The sequence below is a fragment of the Pseudomonas sp. GW821-FHT01E05 genome (assembly GCF_059422425.1).
The window spans coordinates 1-19,999 of the sequence record NZ_JBWKWW010000023.1 but is presented as its reverse complement, the minus strand read 5'-3'; the positions used below and the strand labels follow the sequence as shown (position 1 = coordinate 19,999).

General features: G+C 61.4%; 15 protein-coding genes. 5 read left to right on the top strand and 10 right to left on the bottom strand.

Going from position 1 to position 19,999, the window contains the following annotated elements:
• Window positions 1–259 precede the first annotated feature (259 nt).
• From AC07W5_RS29365 to AC07W5_RS29350, 4 genes are all read right to left on the bottom strand, one after another.
• Window positions 260–676 carry an SRPBCC family protein gene (locus tag AC07W5_RS29365; RefSeq protein WP_495013343.1) on the bottom strand — a complete coding sequence of 139 codons (417 nt, stop codon included), beginning with the start codon at window positions 674–676 and terminating at the stop codon, window positions 260–262.
• 136 nt (window positions 677–812) lie between these two features.
• Window positions 813–1,184, bottom strand: coding sequence for a hypothetical protein (locus AC07W5_RS29360; protein ID WP_495024851.1), 372 nt, complete (start codon window positions 1,182–1,184; stop codon window positions 813–815).
• Between the two features lie 169 nt (window positions 1,185–1,353).
• The gene (cobF, locus tag AC07W5_RS29355; protein ID WP_494995721.1) at window positions 1,354–2,124 is read right to left on the bottom strand and encodes a precorrin-6A synthase (deacetylating); all 771 of its coding nucleotides are present in this window, start codon (window positions 2,122–2,124) and stop codon (window positions 1,354–1,356) included.
• Window positions 2,121–2,708: a histidine phosphatase family protein gene (locus AC07W5_RS29350; protein WP_495024850.1), complete on the bottom strand. Its 588-nt coding sequence runs from the start codon at window positions 2,706–2,708 to the stop codon at window positions 2,121–2,123. The genes cobF and AC07W5_RS29350 overlap by 4 nt, the downstream gene beginning before the upstream one ends.
• Before the next feature lie 300 nt (window positions 2,709–3,008).
• Between AC07W5_RS29350 and AC07W5_RS29345 the strand changes: the two genes are divergently transcribed.
• The 3 genes from AC07W5_RS29345 (at window position 3,009) to astA (ending at window position 6,187) form a co-directional block, all read left to right on the top strand.
• Window positions 3,009–3,863, top strand: a complete 855-nt coding sequence (locus AC07W5_RS29345; RefSeq protein WP_494995723.1) for a MurR/RpiR family transcriptional regulator — start codon at window positions 3,009–3,011, stop codon at window positions 3,861–3,863.
• Window positions 3,864–4,086: 223 nt separating this feature from the next.
• On the top strand, window positions 4,087–5,103 hold the full coding sequence (locus tag AC07W5_RS29340; protein WP_495024849.1) for an arginine N-succinyltransferase: 1,017 nt from the start codon (window positions 4,087–4,089) through the stop codon (window positions 5,101–5,103).
• 49 nt (window positions 5,104–5,152) lie between these two features.
• The gene (astA, locus tag AC07W5_RS29335; protein ID WP_495024848.1) at window positions 5,153–6,187 is read left to right on the top strand and encodes an arginine N-succinyltransferase; all 1,035 of its coding nucleotides are present in this window, start codon (window positions 5,153–5,155) and stop codon (window positions 6,185–6,187) included.
• Between the two features lie 41 nt (window positions 6,188–6,228).
• Here the strand turns inward: astA and AC07W5_RS29330 are convergent, their stop codons facing one another.
• Window positions 6,229–7,302, bottom strand: a complete 1,074-nt coding sequence (locus tag AC07W5_RS29330; protein WP_494995726.1) for a diguanylate cyclase — start codon at window positions 7,300–7,302, stop codon at window positions 6,229–6,231.
• A gap of 530 nt (window positions 7,303–7,832) precedes the next feature.
• Between AC07W5_RS29330 and hglS the strand changes: the two genes are divergently transcribed.
• The gene (hglS, locus tag AC07W5_RS29325) at window positions 7,833–9,230 is read left to right on the top strand and encodes a 2-oxoadipate dioxygenase/decarboxylase HglS (protein ID WP_495024847.1); all 1,398 of its coding nucleotides are present in this window, start codon (window positions 7,833–7,835) and stop codon (window positions 9,228–9,230) included.
• Between the two features lie 282 nt (window positions 9,231–9,512).
• On the opposite strand, the gene AC07W5_RS29320 is transcribed toward hglS, so the two are convergent.
• The 3 genes from AC07W5_RS29320 to AC07W5_RS29310 are packed head-to-tail and all read right to left on the bottom strand — an operon-like array spanning window position 9,513 to window position 13,741.
• On the bottom strand, window positions 9,513–10,595 hold the full coding sequence (locus AC07W5_RS29320; RefSeq protein ID WP_495024853.1) for a lipocalin-like domain-containing protein: 1,083 nt from the start codon (window positions 10,593–10,595) through the stop codon (window positions 9,513–9,515).
• On the bottom strand, window positions 10,591–13,071 hold the full coding sequence (locus AC07W5_RS29315) for an ABC transporter permease (protein WP_495024846.1): 2,481 nt from the start codon (window positions 13,069–13,071) through the stop codon (window positions 10,591–10,593). The genes AC07W5_RS29320 and AC07W5_RS29315 overlap by 5 nt, the downstream gene beginning before the upstream one ends.
• A gap of 1 nt (window position 13,072) precedes the next feature.
• Complete coding sequence (locus AC07W5_RS29310) at window positions 13,073–13,741, bottom strand: ABC transporter ATP-binding protein (protein ID WP_494995730.1); 669 nt, start codon at window positions 13,739–13,741, stop codon at window positions 13,073–13,075.
• Between the two features lie 293 nt (window positions 13,742–14,034).
• Between AC07W5_RS29310 and AC07W5_RS29305 the strand changes: the two genes are divergently transcribed.
• Entirely contained in the window at window positions 14,035–14,244 is a 210-nt protein-coding gene (locus AC07W5_RS29305) for a hypothetical protein (protein ID WP_495024845.1), read from the top strand.
• Window positions 14,245–14,531: 287 nt separating this feature from the next.
• Here the strand turns inward: AC07W5_RS29305 and AC07W5_RS29300 are convergent, their stop codons facing one another.
• Both AC07W5_RS29300 and AC07W5_RS29295 read right to left on the bottom strand, forming a co-directional pair.
• Entirely contained in the window at window positions 14,532–14,924 is a 393-nt protein-coding gene (locus tag AC07W5_RS29300; protein ID WP_495013643.1) for a hypothetical protein, read from the bottom strand.
• A 3-nt stretch (window positions 14,925–14,927) separates the two neighbouring features.
• On the bottom strand, window positions 14,928–19,751 hold the full coding sequence (locus tag AC07W5_RS29295) for an RHS repeat-associated core domain-containing protein (RefSeq protein WP_495024852.1): 4,824 nt from the start codon (window positions 19,749–19,751) through the stop codon (window positions 14,928–14,930).
• Between the last annotated feature and the right edge of the window lie 248 nt (window positions 19,752–19,999).

Below are 19,999 nucleotides of genomic sequence, written 5' to 3'. Positions count from 1 at the left end.
GCCGACAGTCCCTCGCGGTAGATGCCGGTGAACAGCTCCACCGCCGCCTCGTCGCTCACGCCGACCGGTGTGAAGCGGCCCGACCAGGTGACTCGCGAGGTCTGCCCGCTTTCTGATCGTTCCCACGCTCCGCGTGGGAATGCCGCCATGGACGCTCCGCGTCCGCCTTCGGCTGCGACGCAGAGCGTCACGGGATGCGTTACCACGCGGAGCGTGGGAACGATCTGACATGCGTGGGAACGATCTGAAACAACACACTTCAATCCGGAAAGTTGGCCCGCAATGCCGACAGTCCCTCGCGGTAGATGCCGGTGAACAGCTCCACCGCCGCCTCGTCGCTCACGCCGACCGGTGTGAAGCGGCCCGACCAGGTGACTCGCGAGGTCTGCCCGCTTTCCAGGTTTTCGACGCGCAATGTGGCCAGGTAATCAGTGACCGGAAACGGTGCCTGGCTGATCGAGTAGCTGTAGGAGCGCGCCGCATTGTCGAAGGCCTCCAGGCGCTCGACGATCACCAGACCGTCCAGCGTTTGCAGGCTGCGCACGCGGCCGCCATCGCTGAGTTCGCTTTTCGGGATGAAGGGTAACCAGTCCGGCAGCGAATTGAAGCCGCCAATCAATCGCCAGACCTGTTCGGCCGAAGCCGGGATATCGATGAATTCTGATGCGCGAGCCATGAACCGTTCTCCAGAAGATTAAACAGAATAAAGGCTTCGACGGCGCGCTGAATGGTCGACGTCGGCCCCAGCTCTGGCTGACTCTCCGCGGTACGTAGGGGCGCAGAAGAAATCGGCCTGGCGATGATCAGTCTCTTCACTGACCGCCACACACCGATGAGGTACGCGTGCTGGTGGTCTGCCCCGCCTGCGTTGCAGCACCTTTGACTTCGGTGCTTTCGGTGGTCTGGCAACCTTTCGAGACCGGGGCCGGGATCGGGACCGCCACCTCGGTGTCAGGCGGCTGGTTTTTGTCGGTTTGCCTGTCCGCGGTGGCCTTACTGCGCTGGGTGTCCGATTGCATCATGCAGTTAGTGAAGCTGTCGGTGCCGGGCTTGTAACCGGCATTGACACAGGCCTGGCGGTTTTCGGCGGATCGATCCTGGGAACCGGCACAGCCTCCCAGAATGGCAGCGGCGCAAAGACCGAGCAGAAACGGCGCGAGAGCGGATCCGAGACGGGTTTGCATGGTGATACCTGCGATGGGTTTCGGGCTGGATTAAGCGGCGTCAGGAATACACCGCCTGCCTGCGGGTCCGTCGCATCAGAAACGTTCCCTGGTACTTCTTATAGTTCAGCCACCGGGCAATGCCAGTCGGCCCCAAGACATGACCGCCACCGGCAAGTCCGGGCGCCCTTCAGTCCTGCGGACCTTCAGGCTTGCGCAACAAGTAGGTATCCATAATCCAGCCATTGGCCTGGCGCGCCGCTTTACGCACCCGCTCGATCTCGTCGGCAACATTCTTTAGTTTGCCGGCAATCAGGATTTCGTCCGGCGTACCCAGATAGGCGCCCCAATAGATATCCAGATCCTGATCGGCAACCTGCCGATAGGCATCTTCGGCATCGAGCATCACCACGACGCTATCGGCATCGCTGACCAACCCGGCAGCAAGCCTGCGCCCGGTGGTGATTTCGACTGATCGGCCAATACTGTTCAACGGCACTTTATGTTGTGCCGCCAGCGCCTGGACGCTGGTGATGCCGGGGATGACCTCGAAATCGAAGGTGCAACGGCCACTCGCGAGGATCGCCTGCAAAATTCTGATGGTGCTGTCGTACAGCGCCGGATCGCCCCACACCAGAAACGCTGCACATTCGTTGTCCTGCATTTCACCGGTGATCAACCGCTCGAAAGTCTGCTGCTTGTCGCGATTCAGATCATGGACGCTTGCGCTGTAGTCCACGTCGCCACGGACGCGTTCGGGGCTGTGGGCTTCGACGAAGCGATAGTCGTGACCGGTGATGTAACGCTCACAGATGTCACGGCGCAGGTCGGTGAGTTTTACCTTGCTCTGGCCCTTGTCCATGATGAAAAACACGTCGACCCGATTCAGCGCATTGACGGCCTGAACGGTGATGTATTCGGGGTTACCGGCACCGATGCCGATGATCAGGATTTTCTTCATGGGGTGATCGTCTCCATCTCTGAGCCGTTTTCCTGCAAACGCAGCCGCCATCGACCATTAAACCGCAACTCGGTCGCCGACAACGGCTCGACATCGATCACATTAAAGGCCGCGGGCGGGCACTGCATGACATGAACAATCGCCGCGCGAATGACGAACGGATGAGTGATCGCTAACACGTGCCCCGGCGTGTTGCGCAACGTCTGGAGCCAATCAGCCACCCGCTCGCACAGTTGCGCCACTGACTCGCCACCGTGGGGCGCACAGGTGGTATCGGTCAGCCAGGCCTGGAGTGCCTCGGGTTCATTCTTTTGCAGATCATCGATCCGCAGACCTTGCCAACGGCCGACATCGTAATCACGCAGCGCAGGTACGATCTGCATCCGGGCCCCAAACAGCTCGGCGGTTTGCCTGGCCCGGGTCTCCGGCGCGCTGAGCAATTGTGGCAAGCGTTTAAAGCTCCCGGCTCGCGAGCCCCGCGCCGCTTGCCAATCCATTTCCAGGGACTCGTCCAACGCAAAACGCGCCAGTTTCTGTGCGACGGTTCGGGCGTGGCAGATCAGGGTCAGGCGGGTGGCTTGCAAGGGAAATCACTCGGTTTATGGCAATCGATACGCTGTCCAGGCGTTTGTATCACTTGTCGCAGGCACTTTCCCAATTTGTCGAATCAAGTGAGGACTCTCGTGGGGTTTTCGTGGGCCTTCAGGGAACTGGCCCACAACAGAAAGCGAAACGTCCGCCGCCTCCTTCGGATAGGGCTTTCGCCCCATTTTGGGCCTTTTCGCCCCATACAAAAATTCACTAGACATGTAACGTAAGCTACATAAATACTGTTTTAACGGATTATGAAATAAAAGCGACACATCCATCCTGCAGGAGCCTGGATGCCCTCTCTCAGAGAACTGATCACAGATCCCGCCCTTGATCTGACGCCCTCGGAGCGCAAGGTCATTCGCGCATTGCTGGACCAGTATCCGCGTAATGGGCTGGGCCCGATGTCACGCCTGGCGGAGCGCGCCGGCGTCAGTGATCCCACCATCGTGCGCCTGGTCAAGAAGCTGGGCTTCAACGGTTATGCCGATTTCCACGAAGCCTTGCTCAGCGACATGGATGATCGCCTGCGCTCCCCCAGCGCCCTGTTACAACCCCGCTCAGAGATCAAACAAGGCGATGCCTGGACCCATTATCTGATGGACAGCCATCGCGCCCTGCTCGAAACCCAGGCACTGACCCAGCCCGAGGACGTGCGAATTCTGGTTGAATGGCTGCTCGAGCCGCGCCATCAAGTGCATTGCTTTGGCGGACGCTTCAGCAGTTTTCTGGCCAACTACCTGCTCAACCATCTGCGCCTGCTGCGTTCCGGCTGCTTCGCCCTGGAAGACAATGCTCAGCTTCCCGAGCGCCTGTTCGAGGTGCAACGTCAGGACATCGTGCTGCTCTTCGACTATCGCCGCTATCAGTCCCTGGCGCTGCGCGTTGCCAGTGCGGCCAAGAGCCGGCATGCCCGGGTGGTGTTGTTCACCGACATTTACGCCTCACCGCTACGTGAAATGGCCGACCTGGTAATCAGCTCTCCCGTGGAGTCGGTATCGGCATTCGATACGCTGGTCCCGGCGCTGGCCCAGGTTGAGGCGCTGATCGCCTGTCTGTCATTGCACACCCCCAATCCCGGTGATCGTCTGGAGGGCATTGATGCGCTGCGGGCCGAATTCACCACTCATTTGCTGGAGGAAAAATAGTGCCCGACGCTCTTTAACACGGATCCAGCCGTTATCCGAGACCAGGACAGGTCTCGGGCAACCATTACCAAGCGCCAGCAAGAGCGCAAAAAAGTACGCAGCCGCAGAGTGTTCCAGCGGCTGGCGTTGAAACGCGTGGAAACCGACAGTGATAGTCAAGTTCATCGAAGTTCATCGCCCTCGGGCGAGGCGGCGCTGAACCCTTTGATACAGGAGTGCATCCATGCTGGTCTTACGTCCAGTCAAGTTAACCGACCTGCCCGGTTTGCAACGCCTTGCCCGTGACAGCCTGGTGGGCGTGACGTCCTTGCCGGACGACACCCGGCGCCTGCACGGAAAAATTCTCGCGTCCAGCACCTCGTTCGCCAGCGATGTCCAGACCCATGGTGACCAAAGCTACCTGTTCGTTCTGGAGGACACGACCAACGAGCGTCTGATGGGCTGCTCGGAAATCGTCGCGACCACTGGTTTGTCAGAGCCGTTTTACAGCTTGCGCAACCGGATGTTCACCAGCACCTCGCATGAACTGAACATCCAGCACGAGGTACCGGCCCTGTCGCTGTGTCATGACCTGAACGGTCAGACCTTGCTGTGTGGCTTTCATGTTGATTCGACGCTGGCGCAAACGCCTTTCGCCGAGTTGAGCTCACGCGGGCGCCTTTTATTCATGGCCGCCCATTCCCGGCGCTTTGCCGAGGTGACCATTAGCGAGATCGTCGGTTACAGCAATGAAGACGACGAATCCCCGTTCTGGGATGCGCTTGGCAAGCATTTTTTCGACCTGCCCTATGCCGAGGCCGAACGCCTCTGCGGTTTGAAGAGCCGGACCTTTCTGGCCGAGCTGATGCCGCAATACCCGATCTATGTCCCCATGCTTTCGCAGGCCGCCCAGGACTGCATCGGCCAGGCCCATCCGGCGGGCCAGGACGCAATGGACATACTTCTGCGCGAGGGTTTCGAAGCCAACAACTACGTCGATATTTTCGACGGCGGTCCCACGCTTTTTGCCCGGACCTCGAGCATTCGCTCCATCGCTCACAGCCAGATGGTGAGTGCTCGTCTCAGCCCGCAGGCTGGCCCCGGTGCTGCATACCTGGTGAGCAATGACTCACTGGAAAACTATCGGGCGATTGTTGTCGAGCTGGACTGGACCCCGGGCCAGCCGGTCAGCCTGAACGCAGAAATGCTCGCCGTCTTGAAGCTTGCTGAAGGCAGCCAGGTCCGGCTGATTGCGCTTTGAACCGCGCCACACCACCGTGCCAGACTCGGCGCGACGAAGGAGCTGCACCATGATCGTACGCCCGGCTCGTATCACCGACCTGCCCGCGCTGCTGGAGCTGGTCCAACGTGCCGGCCCGGGGTTCACTACCCTGCCGGCCGACAAGGAGCGCCTGGCCCATCGTCTGCGCTGGGCACAGCGGACCTTTGCCGAACAGGTCGAGCGCGCCGACGCGGACTACCTGTTCGTGCTTGAAGACGACGATCAGCAAGTGGTGGGTGTCAGCGCGCTGGCCGGCGCCGTCGGCCTGCGGGAGCCCTGGTACAACTACCGGGTTGGCTTGACCGTCAATTCGTCTCCAGAGCTCGGCATCCAACGGCAGATACCGACGCTGTTTCTCAACAACGAAATGACCGGTCAATCGGAAGTCTGCTCGCTGTTCCTGCGGCCCGATCAGCGCAAGGGCAGCAACGGTCGGCTGTTGTCCATTTCGCGCCTGTTGTTCGTCGCTGAATTCCCGCACCTGTTCGGCGACAAACTGATCGCCGAAATGCGCGGCAGCGCCGACGAATACGGCTGCTCGCCGTTCTGGGACAGCGTGGGCCGGCACTTCTTCAAGATGGATTTCAGCCAGGCCGATCACTTGTCCGGGCTGGGCAACAAGTCTTTCATCGCCGAGCTGATGCCGCGTCAACCGCTCTACACCTGCCTGCTCAGCGAGCAAGCGCAGGCGGTGATCGGCAAGGCGCACAAGAACACCGAGCGGGCGCTGAACATTCTGCAGGCCGAAGGCTTTTCCCATCAGGGCTATATCGACATCTTTGACGGCGGGCCAGTCATTGAGGCGCAAATCGCAGATATCCGCACAGTGCGCGACAGCAAGCCGCTGACCTTGGTCATTGGTACACCGGACGACGAAGCACCGGTCTGGCTGATCCACAACCGCCGCCTTGAGAACTGCCGCATCACTGCCGCCAAGGCGCGGCTGGTGGGCAGCCACCTGGTGATCGATCGCCTCACCGCCAAGCGCCTGCAACTGCAGCCGGGCAACTCGGTCCGCGCCGTGCGTCTGGCGGCGCATCAGCGACAAGCCGTCGCTGCCTGAGGCTCACCGCGTACCGTAGCGCTCGCTTTATTCAACCCGCCTCACACCGGGTTGAGCAGGACCTGGTGCAGCGCGCCATACGCTCGGCAAATGACCCGATTACGGCCCATGGTTTTCGCTTCGTACAACGCCTGGTCGGCGTCATTGAGCCAAAGGGTTGCATCGCTGTGCGCCGGGTTGAACGCGGCCAGGCCGATGCTCAGGCTGACCTTCATCGCCGGGGTTTGCTCATAGCCCAGGCAGGCGAAGCGATCACGCAGGGCATCCATGGCCTGAGCGGCGTTGGCCAGCGGCACGTCCGGCAGGATCACGCAAAACTCGTCGCCACCATAACGCCCCGCCTGATCGCTGGCGCGCAGGTTTTGCTTGAGAATTTTGCTCAACTGACGCAGCACCAGGTCTCCGGCGACGTGGCCGTAAGTGTCATTGATGGCCTTGAAGTGATCGATGTCAATCAGTGCGATGGCCCCGCCTTGCTGCTGGCGCTGACAACGCTGAAACTCGACTTCCAGTTGGTCCTTCCAGGCCCCGTGGTTCAGCAGGCCAGTCAGACTGTCGGTACGGCTGAGCGCCAGTAACTCACGCTTGTGCCGCCCCAGCGTGTGGGCTTGCCGATAACAGATCCACCCCAGCACCAAGGGGTAAAGCATCAATAGCGGTAAGCAGGCATACAGCTGCACAGGGCTGGTTTGGGGAATGAATGCCGGTGAAAAAATCAGCAGCGCGGTGGCGATACCCAAAACCTGAGCGACACAACCGGCCAGCAGAAAGCGTATACCGCCAATGGCGACATTATTCATCGCCATCATCGACAGCGTGGTCGCACTGGGCAAGGGATTGAAGTGCATGGCGGCGACCCAGAAACCGCCGAGAAACGAGTCGATCAGTATATTGCGGTGTTCAGCGTGGTAAGGCACTTTCGACCGGCGTGCCCATTGATAGCCCAGATGCGGCCAGAGAATGCCGTTCAACAGCATGAGCCCCCACACCCAGCGCGAAGGATTGAGCGGATACATCGCGCCTCCCACGCAAAGGAGGCCCAGGGCAAAGCCCAACATTCGCGAGGTGTACAGCCTCCTGGCCAGTGAAAGTCCCTTTCCTCCAGTGTGTCGCATAGGGGCCAAAGCTCCTCTGTGCTGCTGAACGGATCCTGAGACGCCGGTTGTTACGTGCGGGCTTGCTGAAAGTCTATCAGGGGAACGGCAAATAGCCATCACCGGTCAGCGCCTCGAGCAAGCACCCGCGAGCGCTCTGGGCATGACATCGGCAGCGGTTTTGCTGGCCAATACGCGGTGGTCAATTTGTGGCGAGGGGGCTTGTGCCAATGCCGGTAAGTTAAGCCGTTACGCGAACCGTAGCAGCTGCCGAAGGCTGCGTTCGGCCGCGAAGCGGTCGCAAATCCTGCAACCACGGTTAACCTGTAACACCGCAGTGCTTGATTTTACGACCGCTACGTCCGAATGCGGCCCAGACCGAACGCAGCCTTCGGCAGCTGCTACGGGGGGAATGCGGATCGCGGGTGCAGTCATTTGCAGAATGAAGTTCAGAAGAAACTTCGTTTGCCAGTGCCCCCCTGCCCCGAACAGAATCGGGCAACGAAAAACCTCCTTGAACCCACGATTTCACTGCGCCGGGAATTCTGTCTATGAGCATCCAGAGCTTCGTCAGCCCTGACCTGATCCGCCAACGCTTTTCACGGGCGATGTCGGACATGTATCGAGAAGAGGTGCCGCTGTACGGCGCGCTGATGGAACTGGTAACGCAGACCAACGCCCAAGTGCTGAGCACCGACAGCAGCGTTGCACAACAGCTGCGCACCACCGGTGAAATCGAACGCCTGGACCTGGAGCGCCATGGCGCTATCCGCGTCGGTACCGCCCAGGAACTGGCGACCCTCAGCCGCTTGTTTGCGGTCATGGGCATGCAGCCAGTCGGCTATTACGACCTGACGCCCGCCGGGGTGCCGGTGCACTCCACCGCGTTCCGCGCAGTGCATGAGGCGTCGTTGCAGATCAGCCCGTTTCGGGTGTTCACCTCGTTGCTCAGGCTGGAACTCATTGAAAATCCCGAACTGCGCGAGTTTGCCCGGTCGGTCCTGGCCAAGCGCTCGATCTTCACCCCAACCGCGCTGACCCTGATCGACAAATCCCAAGCCCAGGGCGGGCTCAACAAACAAGACGCCGATGAATTCGTCAAACAGGCGCTGGAGACGTTTCGCTGGCATCACAGCGCAACCGTCACTGCCGAGCAATACCAGCGACTGAGCGCTCAGCACCGTTTGGTCGCCGACGTGGTGGCCTTCAAAGGGCCGCACATCAATCACCTGACCCCGCGCACCCTGGACATCGATGTGGTCCAGGCGCAAATGCCCGGACACGGCATTACCCCCAAAGCCGTGATCGAAGGCCCGCCACGCCGTGAGTGCCCGATTCTGCTGCGCCAGACCAGCTTCAAGGCGCTGGAAGAGGCTATCGCCTTCGTCGATCAGGACCAGGCCAGCGGCAGCCACAGCGCCCGTTTCGGCGAAATCGAACAACGCGGCGCGGCGCTGACGCCGGCAGGCCGGGCGCTGTACGACCGCTTGCTGAATGCCGCGCGCGATGAGTTGAAGGATTTGCCCAACGAAGAAAATGCTCAGCGCTACAACACGCTGCTGCAAGCCCATTTCAGCGAATTCCCGGACACCTACGCCGGAATGCGCCAACAAGGCCTGGCGTACTTCCGCTACTTCGTCACCGAAAAGGGCCTCGCCGCTGGAGGCGATCTGTCGAAGCCGGCGACGTTGGAGGGTTTGATCAGTGGGCACTACCTTCGTTTCGAGCCACTGGTATACGAGGACTTTTTGCCGGTCAGTGCGGCGGGCATTTTCCAGTCCAACCTCGGTGACGACGCGCAAAGCCATTACGCCTCACAATCGAACCAGCAAGAGTTCGAGAAGGCCCTCGGCCGTTCGACCATCGATGAGCTGGCGCTGTATGCCGAAACCCAGCGGCGCTCGATCCTGGAGTGCTGCGCCGCGCTGAATCTGCCGCCATTGGCCTGACAGTGCAGTCATCAACATGATGTGAGTGGGATCAAGCGCGCCGGATCTGGAGTGCGCTTGAATGTCGCTGAGCGATCAGAAGGGAGTTCGCCCAGCGCACTGGCCTGGCAATCCATGCACCGGTAAAGAGCCATTACACTGGGCGAACGGGTAGATTTTAATGGAACCTGATCGATCTGTCCGTTAGCAAAATCTGAATAAATCTGGTCACAATATTTCTGACAAGCACTGTGTCAGCGTATTGCGTCGAGCCCATGGGCAGTCAGGCAGCTACCCTCGTGCTCAATACCCGGTCATTTCCAGATAACCGCTGCCGGCATGACTGCCACTCAACTGCACCGGCCCCTCCCAGTAAGGAATCCGCAGCGCCATCCAGGCGTTGGGATTCAGCGCGACAGTGGTGATGTCCAGACCTTTGCCGGGAATCTTGACCGACCAACGGGTCGGCATCTTGCGCCCCGCGACATCAGAGGTGACCAGCGGCGTGAGGCTGATTTCACCCCCGCGCAGTGGCTGCGCATGACCATCGGCAAATATCCAGGTCCCGGTCAAATACGAGGTTCCGTCCTTTTCGCGCACCCGAAACAGCATGACCTGCTCGCCGTTATCCAGGTGCAGGGAAAACCAGTCCCAACCGGTTTGGCTGGCGGTCAACGGTTGACTGCTCCACTCGCGGTCCAGCCAGGCCGGGCCACTGACCTGATAGGCGTTGCCGTCGATTTCAAGGCTGCCCGCAGCCTGAAAAAACGGCTGGCTGTAGTAATACGACGCCTGGCCTTGTTCGGACTTTTTGCTGAAACCCTGCTCGCCTTGCAGCACCAGGGGTTTGCTCGACGTCAGGCGCAGTTGATAGCTGAAGCCTTGCCCACGGGCATGCAGTTGCAGGTCGGCCAAGGGATTTTCGGTGCCTGACTGGCTGGCAAAACTCCAGTCATCGATCCAGGCAGTGAACGGCGTAGCACTGACTCCGGCTTGCCCGACGCCGCCGCGAGCGTAGCGTTCGGCCGCGTGATGCTGACTGGCCGAAGTCACCGCCGCGTGGCCCAGCCAGATCGTCTGGTTGCCCCAACCGGGTTGATCGGGGGCGGCGTTCAGCGCATTGCGAAACAAGGTCCATTGCGCACCGAAACGGCGTCCCTGATCGTCCTTGAGGTTGGCGGTGACGTACCACCACTCGATGCGAAAGCCATCGTGAGGCCCGTGATCTGCCGGAAAGATGAACGGTCTACCGGGAATCACGGGCGTAAATGCCGCCGCCTCATTGCCCAGCCCGGCAAAACTTTCGGTGTTTTTTTGCGTCGCGTCATCGCAGCCGCTCAATTGCCACAGCACCAATAGCAGCACACCGAGCCGCAGTTGCTTAATCTTCACGGGCAAAGGTCCTGAGCAGATCGGCCGGTCGGGTGCGGTAGAGCTTGAACAGCGGCCAGGCCGATGCCAACAACGTCGCCAACAGCGCCAGGGCCATCAATTGCAACAGTTGCAACGGGAAGATCCGCAGCGGCAGACGCCAGCCAAACGCCTGAACGTTGATCACCGCGTTCAGGCACCACGCCAACACCATCCCCAATGGCAACGCCAGCAGCAAGGTCAACACCGCCAATAACCAGGTCTGCCCCAGGTTGAGCAGCATCAATTGACGCCGGGTTACGCCCAAGGCCCATAACGGCGCCAGTTGCCCGAGACGACTCTGGCTCTGGGTCAGCAGGCTGATAAACAACGCAACGCCAGCAACCCCCAGCGTCAAACTGTTGAGCGCTGCGGTGGCAGCAAAGGTGCGTTCGAACACTTGCGTGGACCAACCCTTGAGTTGCGTCTGCTCGACGATGCGGTTGTCGTCCAGCGCAAAGCGCGCTTGCAGAGCGCGCACCAACGACGGCGCAGACGCAGGGTCGATGCGCACGTTGAAACGACTCGGCGCCAGTTGCGGCCAAAAGCGCTGCAGGTGTTCAGCGTTGACCAGTAAATGGCCTTTGGGATTGCCATAGTCGGCATAAATCCCGACGATGCGCGGCGACCATTCGCCTTGCGGCGTTGGAATCGTCAGCCGATCGCCTAATTGCACCTTCAGTCGCCGGGCCAATTGTTCACTGAGCATCAGCGTGTCGTCTGTGGCCAACTGATCCCAGGGTTTGTCCCCCAGCACTTGCAGCAATGGCCAGTGCTGGCGATACGTCGGGTGATCGATGACGCCATACAAATCCGCGGGCCAGCCCTGCAACTGGATCGACACCTGCCAGCTGGGCAATAGCGCAGAGACCTGCGGCTGCTGGCCCAGCCACGCCTGAATCTCACGCGCCTGCCCCGGACTTTGTGGGTTGACGTACAGCTCGGCGGTCAGACGTTGCTCGAGCCAGTCACTGAAGGTCTGGCGAAAGCCTGCGGTCATGCTGCCGGCGCCAATGTTGGCGGCCAGCGCCAACAACAGCGCCATCAATGCCAGACTCAAGGCCGGCAATTGCTGGCGGCAATCGGCAATAAACCACTGGCCCAGCACCGAGCGATTGCGCCTGAGTACGCCACTCAGCAGCGCATTGAGCAGCACTGGCAAGCTCAATGCCGCCGCCAGGAACAGAGAAGCCATCAGCACAAACCCGCTGGTCAAACTGTCGCCCAGCAACAAGGCCACTACCGCGACCCCACCGGCCATCGCCGCCACCCAGCCCTGGCGTCGCAGCCAGCGGGCATGGGCCTGGTGCCAGGCTTGCGGGTTGGCCAGTGCGAGCAATGGCAAACGTGCCGCGCGCAGCAAACTGTTGGCGCCGGCCAGCAACGCACCGAGCAGACTCACCCCCACACCACTCAACCACCAGAGCGGGCTCAGGCTCAACTGCCCCGCCACTTCGGCACCATACAACCCGCGCAGGCTGGCAGCGACATCCGGCAACAGCATCCCGGCCAGCAGATAACCGCTGGCAACTCCGGCGATACCGCCCAGCAACGCCAGGCAACCCAGCTCCATGCTCAGACTGAAGATCAGCATGCGCGCACTGACTCCGCAGGCCCGCAGGGTTCTCATCAATCCGCGGCGTTGCTCCAGCGCCAGGCCGATGGCGGCATGCACGATAAACAGGCCCACCACGAAGGACAAAAAGCCCAGGGCATCGAGGTTCAGGTGAAAGCTTTCGGTGAGGCGCGACAGGTTGTTTTCTTCGCCACTGCGTTTGAGCACTAACTGCCGGGCAAGGTCTTCAGGCAGCACCGGCTGCGTCGCCGCGAAATCCTTGGGCAGCAGCAGGCGCGAGAGCTGCTGCGGCATGCCCAACACCTGTTGTGCGAAACCGATATCCACCAGCAGTACACCGGGCGCCATGTCGGCCTGGCTGTGCAGCGGCGGCAAGCGTTGCCCATTCGCGGCGAACGGTTGTTCGCCTTCGCGATAACCCAATACCTGCAAGGTTTGCGGAGCAATCCAGGTGCTGCCCGGCGCGCTGAAGAAATCGACAATCCGCGCCATCTGCAGCGCTTGCCCGGCCACTGCAGACCCGGCCGGTAGCGACAGTGGCTCGATCCCCATCAATTGCAGACGTTGATCTTCATGCCCCTTGAGCGTCAGGCGCGCCTGCAACACCGGCGACACCGGCCAACCGGCGCGGCGCAGGCTGATGAACAAGGCTTGGGAAAAGCTCGCGCCATTAGGCGCAGTCAGGCTGGCCTGGGGTTCGCCGCCAATCAACTGGCTGGCCCGCGCGTAACTTTCGCGGGCCTGACTGTTCAGCGCTTGCACGCCGGTCAACAGGCCGGTGGCCAGCCAGAGACCGGTCAGCACGCTGAAAAACTGCACCGGGTGCTGCCGCCAGTGACTGAGCAGCGCGCGCAATGTCCCATAAAAAACCCGCACCTCAGCGCCCCTCCACGCCGGCCAGACGCCCGTTATGCAGCATCACTCTTTGCGCCAGACGGGCCGCGACCCTTGGGCTGTGGGTGACCATCAGCAGACTGGTCGGGCTGTCGTCGAGCAGCTCCAGGAGCAGTTTCAGCACTTCATCACTGGTGGTTTCGTCGAGGCTGCCGGTGGGTTCATCCGCCAGCAGCAAACCGGGGCGCGAAGCCAGTGCACGTCCCAGCGCCACCCGTTGTTGCTGACCGCCAGAAAGTTGTTCGGGGTAACGCCTGAGCAAGTCGCCCAACCCCAACCGCTCGATCAACTGCCCTTGCCAGACCGGCTCATAACGCCCGGCCAGGCGCGCCTGAAAGGCCAGGTTGTCTTCGACCCGCAGGCTGCTGATCAGGTTGAATTGCTGGAACACCAGGCCCACCTCAGTGCGGCGCCAGTTCGCCAGTTGCGCTTCGCTCATCTGATCGAGACGCTGCTCGCCGATCCGGATGCTGCCGCGATCAACCTTGTCCAGCCCGGCAATCAGATGCAGCAACGTGCTCTTGCCACTGCCCGACTCGCCCATCAGCGCCAGGCTGGTGCCGTGTTGCAGCTGCAAGTCGACACCCTGCAACACCGCCAACGGACCTTGCGGTGTTGCATAGCTCTTGAACACGCCTTGCACCTCAAGCATGGGAACGCTCGTTTGGAGGGAGGTGAGGCCAAGGATAGCGGTTTGTTGCTGGAGCAGGCTTGCCCTATTGCTGTAGCAGCTGCCGAAGGCTGCGTCCGGCTGCAAAGCAGTCGCAAATAAGCGATATGCGGTCCTTCTGAAAGGACGAAGTTTGCCATTTTACGAGTGCTGCGCACTCGAACGCAGCCTTCGGCAGCTGCTACGGGGGAATGTGCGAAGCCAAAAATTCCTTAACTGACTGGCATTAACCTCAGAGGCGCCCTTTTTTTGATTACTGGGTGTCAGATCTGCCAATGATCGTTCCCACGCTCTGCGTAGGAATGCAGCCCGTGACGCTCTGCGTCACTGCCAAAGCGGACGCGGAGCGTCCAGTGAGGCATTCCCACGCAGCGTGGGAACGATCGATCGACTCCTTCGCCCGGGTCCTCGCCATCCCGCTGCGCGACGGCTGCGATTTAATGGACGTGATCGGACGGCGATTGCGGGTGCAGATGGCACCATAAACAAAACGGGCAACCTCAGAGTTGCCCTTTTTTGATTACTGGGTGTCAGATCTGCCAATGATCGTTCCCACGCTCTGCGTGGGAATGCAGCCCGTGACGCTCTGCGTCACTGCCGAAGCGGACGCGGAGCGTCCAGTGAAGCATTCCCACGCAGAGCGTGGGAACGATCTATCCCATTCTTCCAGACACACCGCATCCACCGGCCTTACGACTGCTTCGCCCGAGCGCGGACCGGCCGGCGGGAGCAAGCGCCCTTGCCACAAATGCTCTCTAGCCTGACGATCTAATTACCCGACTAACGATTTTATCCAGCGCTGATAAAAATCTTTTTGCTCCTGTATGTCATTGGTAATATCGTTTTCTTCGTAGTCGAAAATATTTACCACGTCTTCATCTTCACTTGACCTTCCCCACTTAAGTTCATACGCAACTACCCCGCAGGACATTTGCGAGGACATGCGAGACGGGTGAACATTGAGTTTTGCTCCTTTGCATAAGAATTTTATATTTGGAAATTCGGCTCTCACCAATCCCAAGCAAACATAAAGATCCTGTGCAGCATACGTTTTTCTAAAGCCATCCAACCTTATGAAGGTTAATGTTGATTTTTGTCTGTCGCAGTCGACTACAGCCGCCTCAACGACCCCATCAACCATTAAAAAAATCTCTCTTGTAGTCATGCTTCACTCTCTATTCGGGTTTGGTATGGAATAACCAACATAACTACCGTCAGCATTTACCGGTGTAGCACCAATAATGTCTTTAGTTTCTATTCCCCCAGGAATGGCTATTTCAACCTCGCGTCGATGAGGAGACATTAGCCCCAGCTCTTTATTTACATCAAGGCCGGGAACTCTTTTTAATACATACATATACCCTGATTCAAATCCGTAGCCCGTCGCAAACTTCATTGCTTCCTTTGTTGACGTTGAAGTGCTTACGAAGAAACTTGGAGGACTCCTATTGTCCATCGCATGTAAGTACAGATCAGTACTATCCCCTAGAGGTTCGAAGCCACCATCAAAAATCTCCCAAGGCGCTCGTGAGTCTCCCCGATACAGATAACTCTTTTTCTTTTCCGATGCAGGCAGCTGAGGCTCACCCTCATCCACCCGCGCCTTCGCCGCCGGGTCTTCCACCCCCGTCGCTGGCTTGCACCCCTCCGCTCCGGGGCAGGTACTCAACCCCAACGGGTCCACCCAGCCCGTCGGGTTCGGGGTGTATTGGTAGACGTTCAGCCCACCGGCCAGTTTGCTCGGGTCCGGGGTCAGGTAGCGGCCGTTGTCCGGAGTGTAGTAACGATGGCGGTTGTAGTGCAGGCCGCTCTCGGCGTCGCAGTATTGGCCCTGGAAGCGCAGCGGTTGCTCGAGGTGTTCTTCGCTGTCTTGCTTGAGCCGGGCGAGTTTGCCGTAGGCGTGGTATTGCGCCGACCAGACGATCTCGCCGCTGTAGGCGGTGAGTTCCTGCGGGGTGCCGAGGTGGTCGAGTTGGTAGTAGAACGGGCAGGCGTTCCGTGGGCCTTCGCCGTCGAGCAGCGCCAGCGGGCGGCAGCTGCCGGGTTCGTAGACGTAGCTGCGGTAATGCTGGCCGCCGCGTTCGGCGATCAGTTGGTCGCCTTGCCAGAAGAATTCGGTGCTCTGCCCGTCGACGGTTTTCGCGATGCGCCGGCCGAAGGCGTCGTAGCGGTAGCTGGCGCCACGGCCGTCGGGCCGGGTCATGCCGATCAGCCGGTGCTGGCAGTCGTAGCGGTATTCGCTGACGAGGCACTGGGCCTTGCCGCGGCGTTCGCGGATCAGGTTGCCATAGGCGTCGTAGTCGTAATGGCGGTCGCCGTGCATCCGCAGGCGGTTGCCCTGGACGCGGGCCGGGCCGGGGCGGTCCTGCATCAGCAGGTTGCCGGCCGGGTCGTGGCTGAAGTGTTCCGGGGGTTCGCCGTGGGGATGGCGCACGCCGAGCAGCCGGTCTCGCAGATCGTAGTCATAACGGCGCTGGCCGTGGCGACTGTCGCTGAGGAGGGCCAGGTTGCCGTTGGCGGCGTAGCGGTAATGCCGGTGGTACCGCGACTGTTCTTGCTGGCTGAGGGCGTGGGCCTGCAGGCGGCCCTGCTCGTCGTACTGGTACTGGCTGAGCAGTTGGCCTTGCTGGCGCTGTTGTTCACGTCCGGCGTCAAAGACGTGCGTGGTCAGCCGGGCGCCGTTGAGGTCGATGGCGCTCAGCGCCCCGCCCTGGGCGTGGTGGTAGTCGAGGGTGCTGTGGTCCGGCAGGCGCAGCTGCTTGAGCCGGCCGCAGGCGTCGTAGCGATAACGCAGGGTGCCCCAGCCCTGGTGCTCGGTGATCAGCCGGTCGTGCCGGTCGTATTCGAATTCCAGCGGCCAGTCGGTGTCGCGGTCCGCGACGCTGACCAGGCGGCCGAGGCCGTCGTAGCGGTAGTCGACGGTGTTGCCGTCAGGCAGGGTCTTGCGGGTCAGCCGGCCGTGAGCATCGCGTTGGTACGCGGTGACCAGCGTTGAGCCGTCGTCACCAAACTCGGTCTTCTCCAGCAGCTGGCCGTTGAGGTCGTAGGCGTAGGCGGTGCGCCGGCCATCGAAGCCGGTCTCCTCCCGGATCAGGCCGTTGGCGGCGTATTCGAGCCGGTAGCGTTCGCCGGCTTCGTTTTCGATCTCGCTGAGCAACAGCCGCGCAGTGTCGTAGCGGTAGCGCAGCTGGCTGCCGTCGGGGTTGATCCGGCGGCTGACCAGGTGCAGGTCGTCGGCGTATTCGTAACGGGTGAGGCGGCCCAGTTCATCGCGTTCGGCGGTGACCTTGCCGTAGGCGTTGTAGCTGAAGGCGCGGCTCGCGCCGCCGGGCAAGGTGGTCTGCAGCAGCCGGCCGACGGCATCCCACTGGTATTGGGTGACGGCGCCGTGTTCGTCCTGGCGGCGAATCTGCCGGCCCAACGTGTCGTAGGCATAGCGGCGTTGGCCGCCGTTCGGCAGCTGTTCTTCGATCAGCTGGCCAAGCCCGTTCCAACCCAAAGTGTGGAGGCTATGGTCCGGATAACGGATGCCGGTTAACTGACCTTTGGCGTCGTAGTGGTAATGGGTGACCTGGCCGTCGGGATCGATCTGTTCGGTGATATCGCCCTGGGCATTGCGTCGATAGGTCCACTGCGCCTGACCGCGCTGACGGCGGTGGAGGTGACCGTTGCGGTACTCATACGCCGTCGGCTCATCCTCGGCGGGCAGCACCGCGATCAGGCGCCCGGCCTCGTCATAGCGGTATTCGGTGACGGCGCCGAGCGGGTCCTGTTCGGCGGTCAGCCGGCCCTGTTCGTCGTAGGCCTTGCGGTGTTCGGCGCCGTCCGCCTCGACCTGGCGCAGCAGCCGCGCCTGCGGGTCGTGGACGTAAACTTCTGCGCGGCCGTCGGCATGCCGGACGCTGACCCCGCCCTGCTCGTCCCAGACGTAGCGCTGGTCCATCTGCGCAAAACTCGCCCAGTGCCGGATGCAGCGCGCGGCTTTGCCCGCGCGTTCCCACTCCCAGAAGAAGCTCGCGCCCCCGGCCAGTTGCCGCTGCAGGATGACCTGCTGATCGTCGTAGTCGTAGCGCTCGCATTCACCGGCGGCGTTGCTTGCCTCGACCAGCCGCCGGCGTTCGTCGTAGCGGTAGCGGACCAGGGTCTGCTCGGTGCGCCAGGCGTCTTCGAGGGTGTCGGCCGGGTGCAAGCTCTGATAGTCGACGGCGATGATCTGCGCACGCTCGTAGCGCAGGCGCAGGGCGCGGCCGGCACCGTTGTCCAGGCGATTGATGCGTTGCTGACGGTCGCGGCTGACGTGCAGGCGGTTGCCGTAGGCATCGCTGAGGGCAGTTAGCCGACCGTCGCGAAAGTGGTAGAAGCGCGCCGCATCGCCGGCTTGGGCGAGGATCAATTCCTCGGGAGCCTCGCCGAGGTAAATCGCCGCCCGCGCCAGGCTGTTGTGGATCGCCGGGCGTTCGACGCTGGGCAGCGGAAAGGTGGTGCGGCGGTTCTCCTGGTCGATCCAGATCACCGAATCGCCGCTGATCTCCAGCCGCTGCGCCAGCGGGTGACTCCAGCCCCACCCCAGCCCGCCATCGAGCTCCACCGCGCTGCTGCGGTACAGCCGGGTCCAGCTGAACGGCAGCACCCCGTCCAGCTCAGCGTCGGTGAGGCTCAGCAGTTCTTCGCCGGTGACCATCGACACCGGGCAGCCGCGGGTGGCGGTTTGGCTGGCGGTGTCGGCGCTGGCGCCGTTGGGGTTTGTCGCCTGCTTGGGGGCGTCGTCGTGGGGTTCGTGTCGGCTCAGGCGGGTCATGCGCCCGCTCTTGTCGCGCGCCAGGGCCGCGGGATTGTTCACCGCCAGCGTCGGCGTGGCGCCGGGGTGATGCGGGTCCATGGGGGCAATCTTGAGGGGCACGCCCGGGGTTGGCCCGAGCGGCGCGCCCCGAGCCTTGACCAGCAGCGGTTTGAGGTGGTCGGCGTGGGCGCCCAGGCGATGGGCGGCGGTGAATTCGGCGAGCTTTTCGCCCAACTGTGCAAACCACTGTCGAGCACGGCCGGACTTGATCTGGCCCAGCACCCGGGTGCTCATGCGCAGCTTGAAGCCAATCCCCGCAGTGCAGCTGATCAGCAACAGATTGATCAGCACTTCGCTGCGAATTTCGGCCAGTACTTCGATGAGGTAAGGCGGTGGCAGCATCCGTAGCCAACTGACGATGGCCGACAGGTAGACGAACTGCAGCGGCTCATCGCTGAGCACCAGCAGGCCGTTGGCGATGGCCTCCCTGGACGCGCTCAGCAGGGTGTCGAGTTCGGCTGGGGTCAGGTACTCGAGGAGTTTTGCGCTGTTCGGTTGCAGGTCGGCCAGCAGCCGGTAGAGCTGCTGAACGTCATCCCACACACCGAACAGGGCACTTTCGAAGCCGCGCCAGTTGGCTTGCTGCAGGGCGCGGTAACGCTCAAGCAGGTCGGCCTCGGAAAAGCTCGCCCACGCTGGCTGAAACTGGCTCGCCCAGGCGTTGCGCAGCCAACCTTCAAGCTCACCGATCAGCCCTTGATAGGAGGCGTACAGCGCCTTGACATGGTCCTGGGAAACGTGGGGGAAAAAGGTGATGCGATAGCGCTGGCCGCGCCAGCATTTGGGGACTTCGAGAATGCCGTCGGGACCGATGGTTGCGTGAATCGGCTCCCCCACCACCACCTCGCCGCTGCGGCCATGGATGACCGGCTCGAGCAGCACCGGCGTATTGCCGATGGGCACGAAGCGGGCGGACTGGAACATGTGCACCAGGGTCAAGGGGCCACTGGCGGGACAGCTCGCGACCGTCGTGCTGACCGGTGTCCGGGAGTTTTTCGGGGCGACCAGGCTGACCTCATGGCCGACCTTGAAGACTTGTTCGACATCCAGCGCCCAGCCGGTCCAGAAGCTCTCGGCCCAGGCCGGGTAATCGTTGAGGCAGTGTTTGAAGTCGTTGAGGACGGTGTCGATGTCGGGGTTTTTCGGGTCCATGACGGCGAAGACCAGCAAGCCGATGGAGGTCTTCACAACGCCCGTGTCCCGGGCCGGCAGGTGGTGGGGGCATACATCCGCAATCCCTCGCGTGGGTGGTACAGGACGCGAGACTGTGCAGGGGATGCCGGGGGAATGAAGTCGGGGAAGTTCGAGAGAGCAGGTAGGAGTTTTCGTTAAATCAAACGGAACAATTCAACAGCCGCAGAGGCAATGAGTGCGGAGCCTGTGGCGAGGGGGCAAGCCCG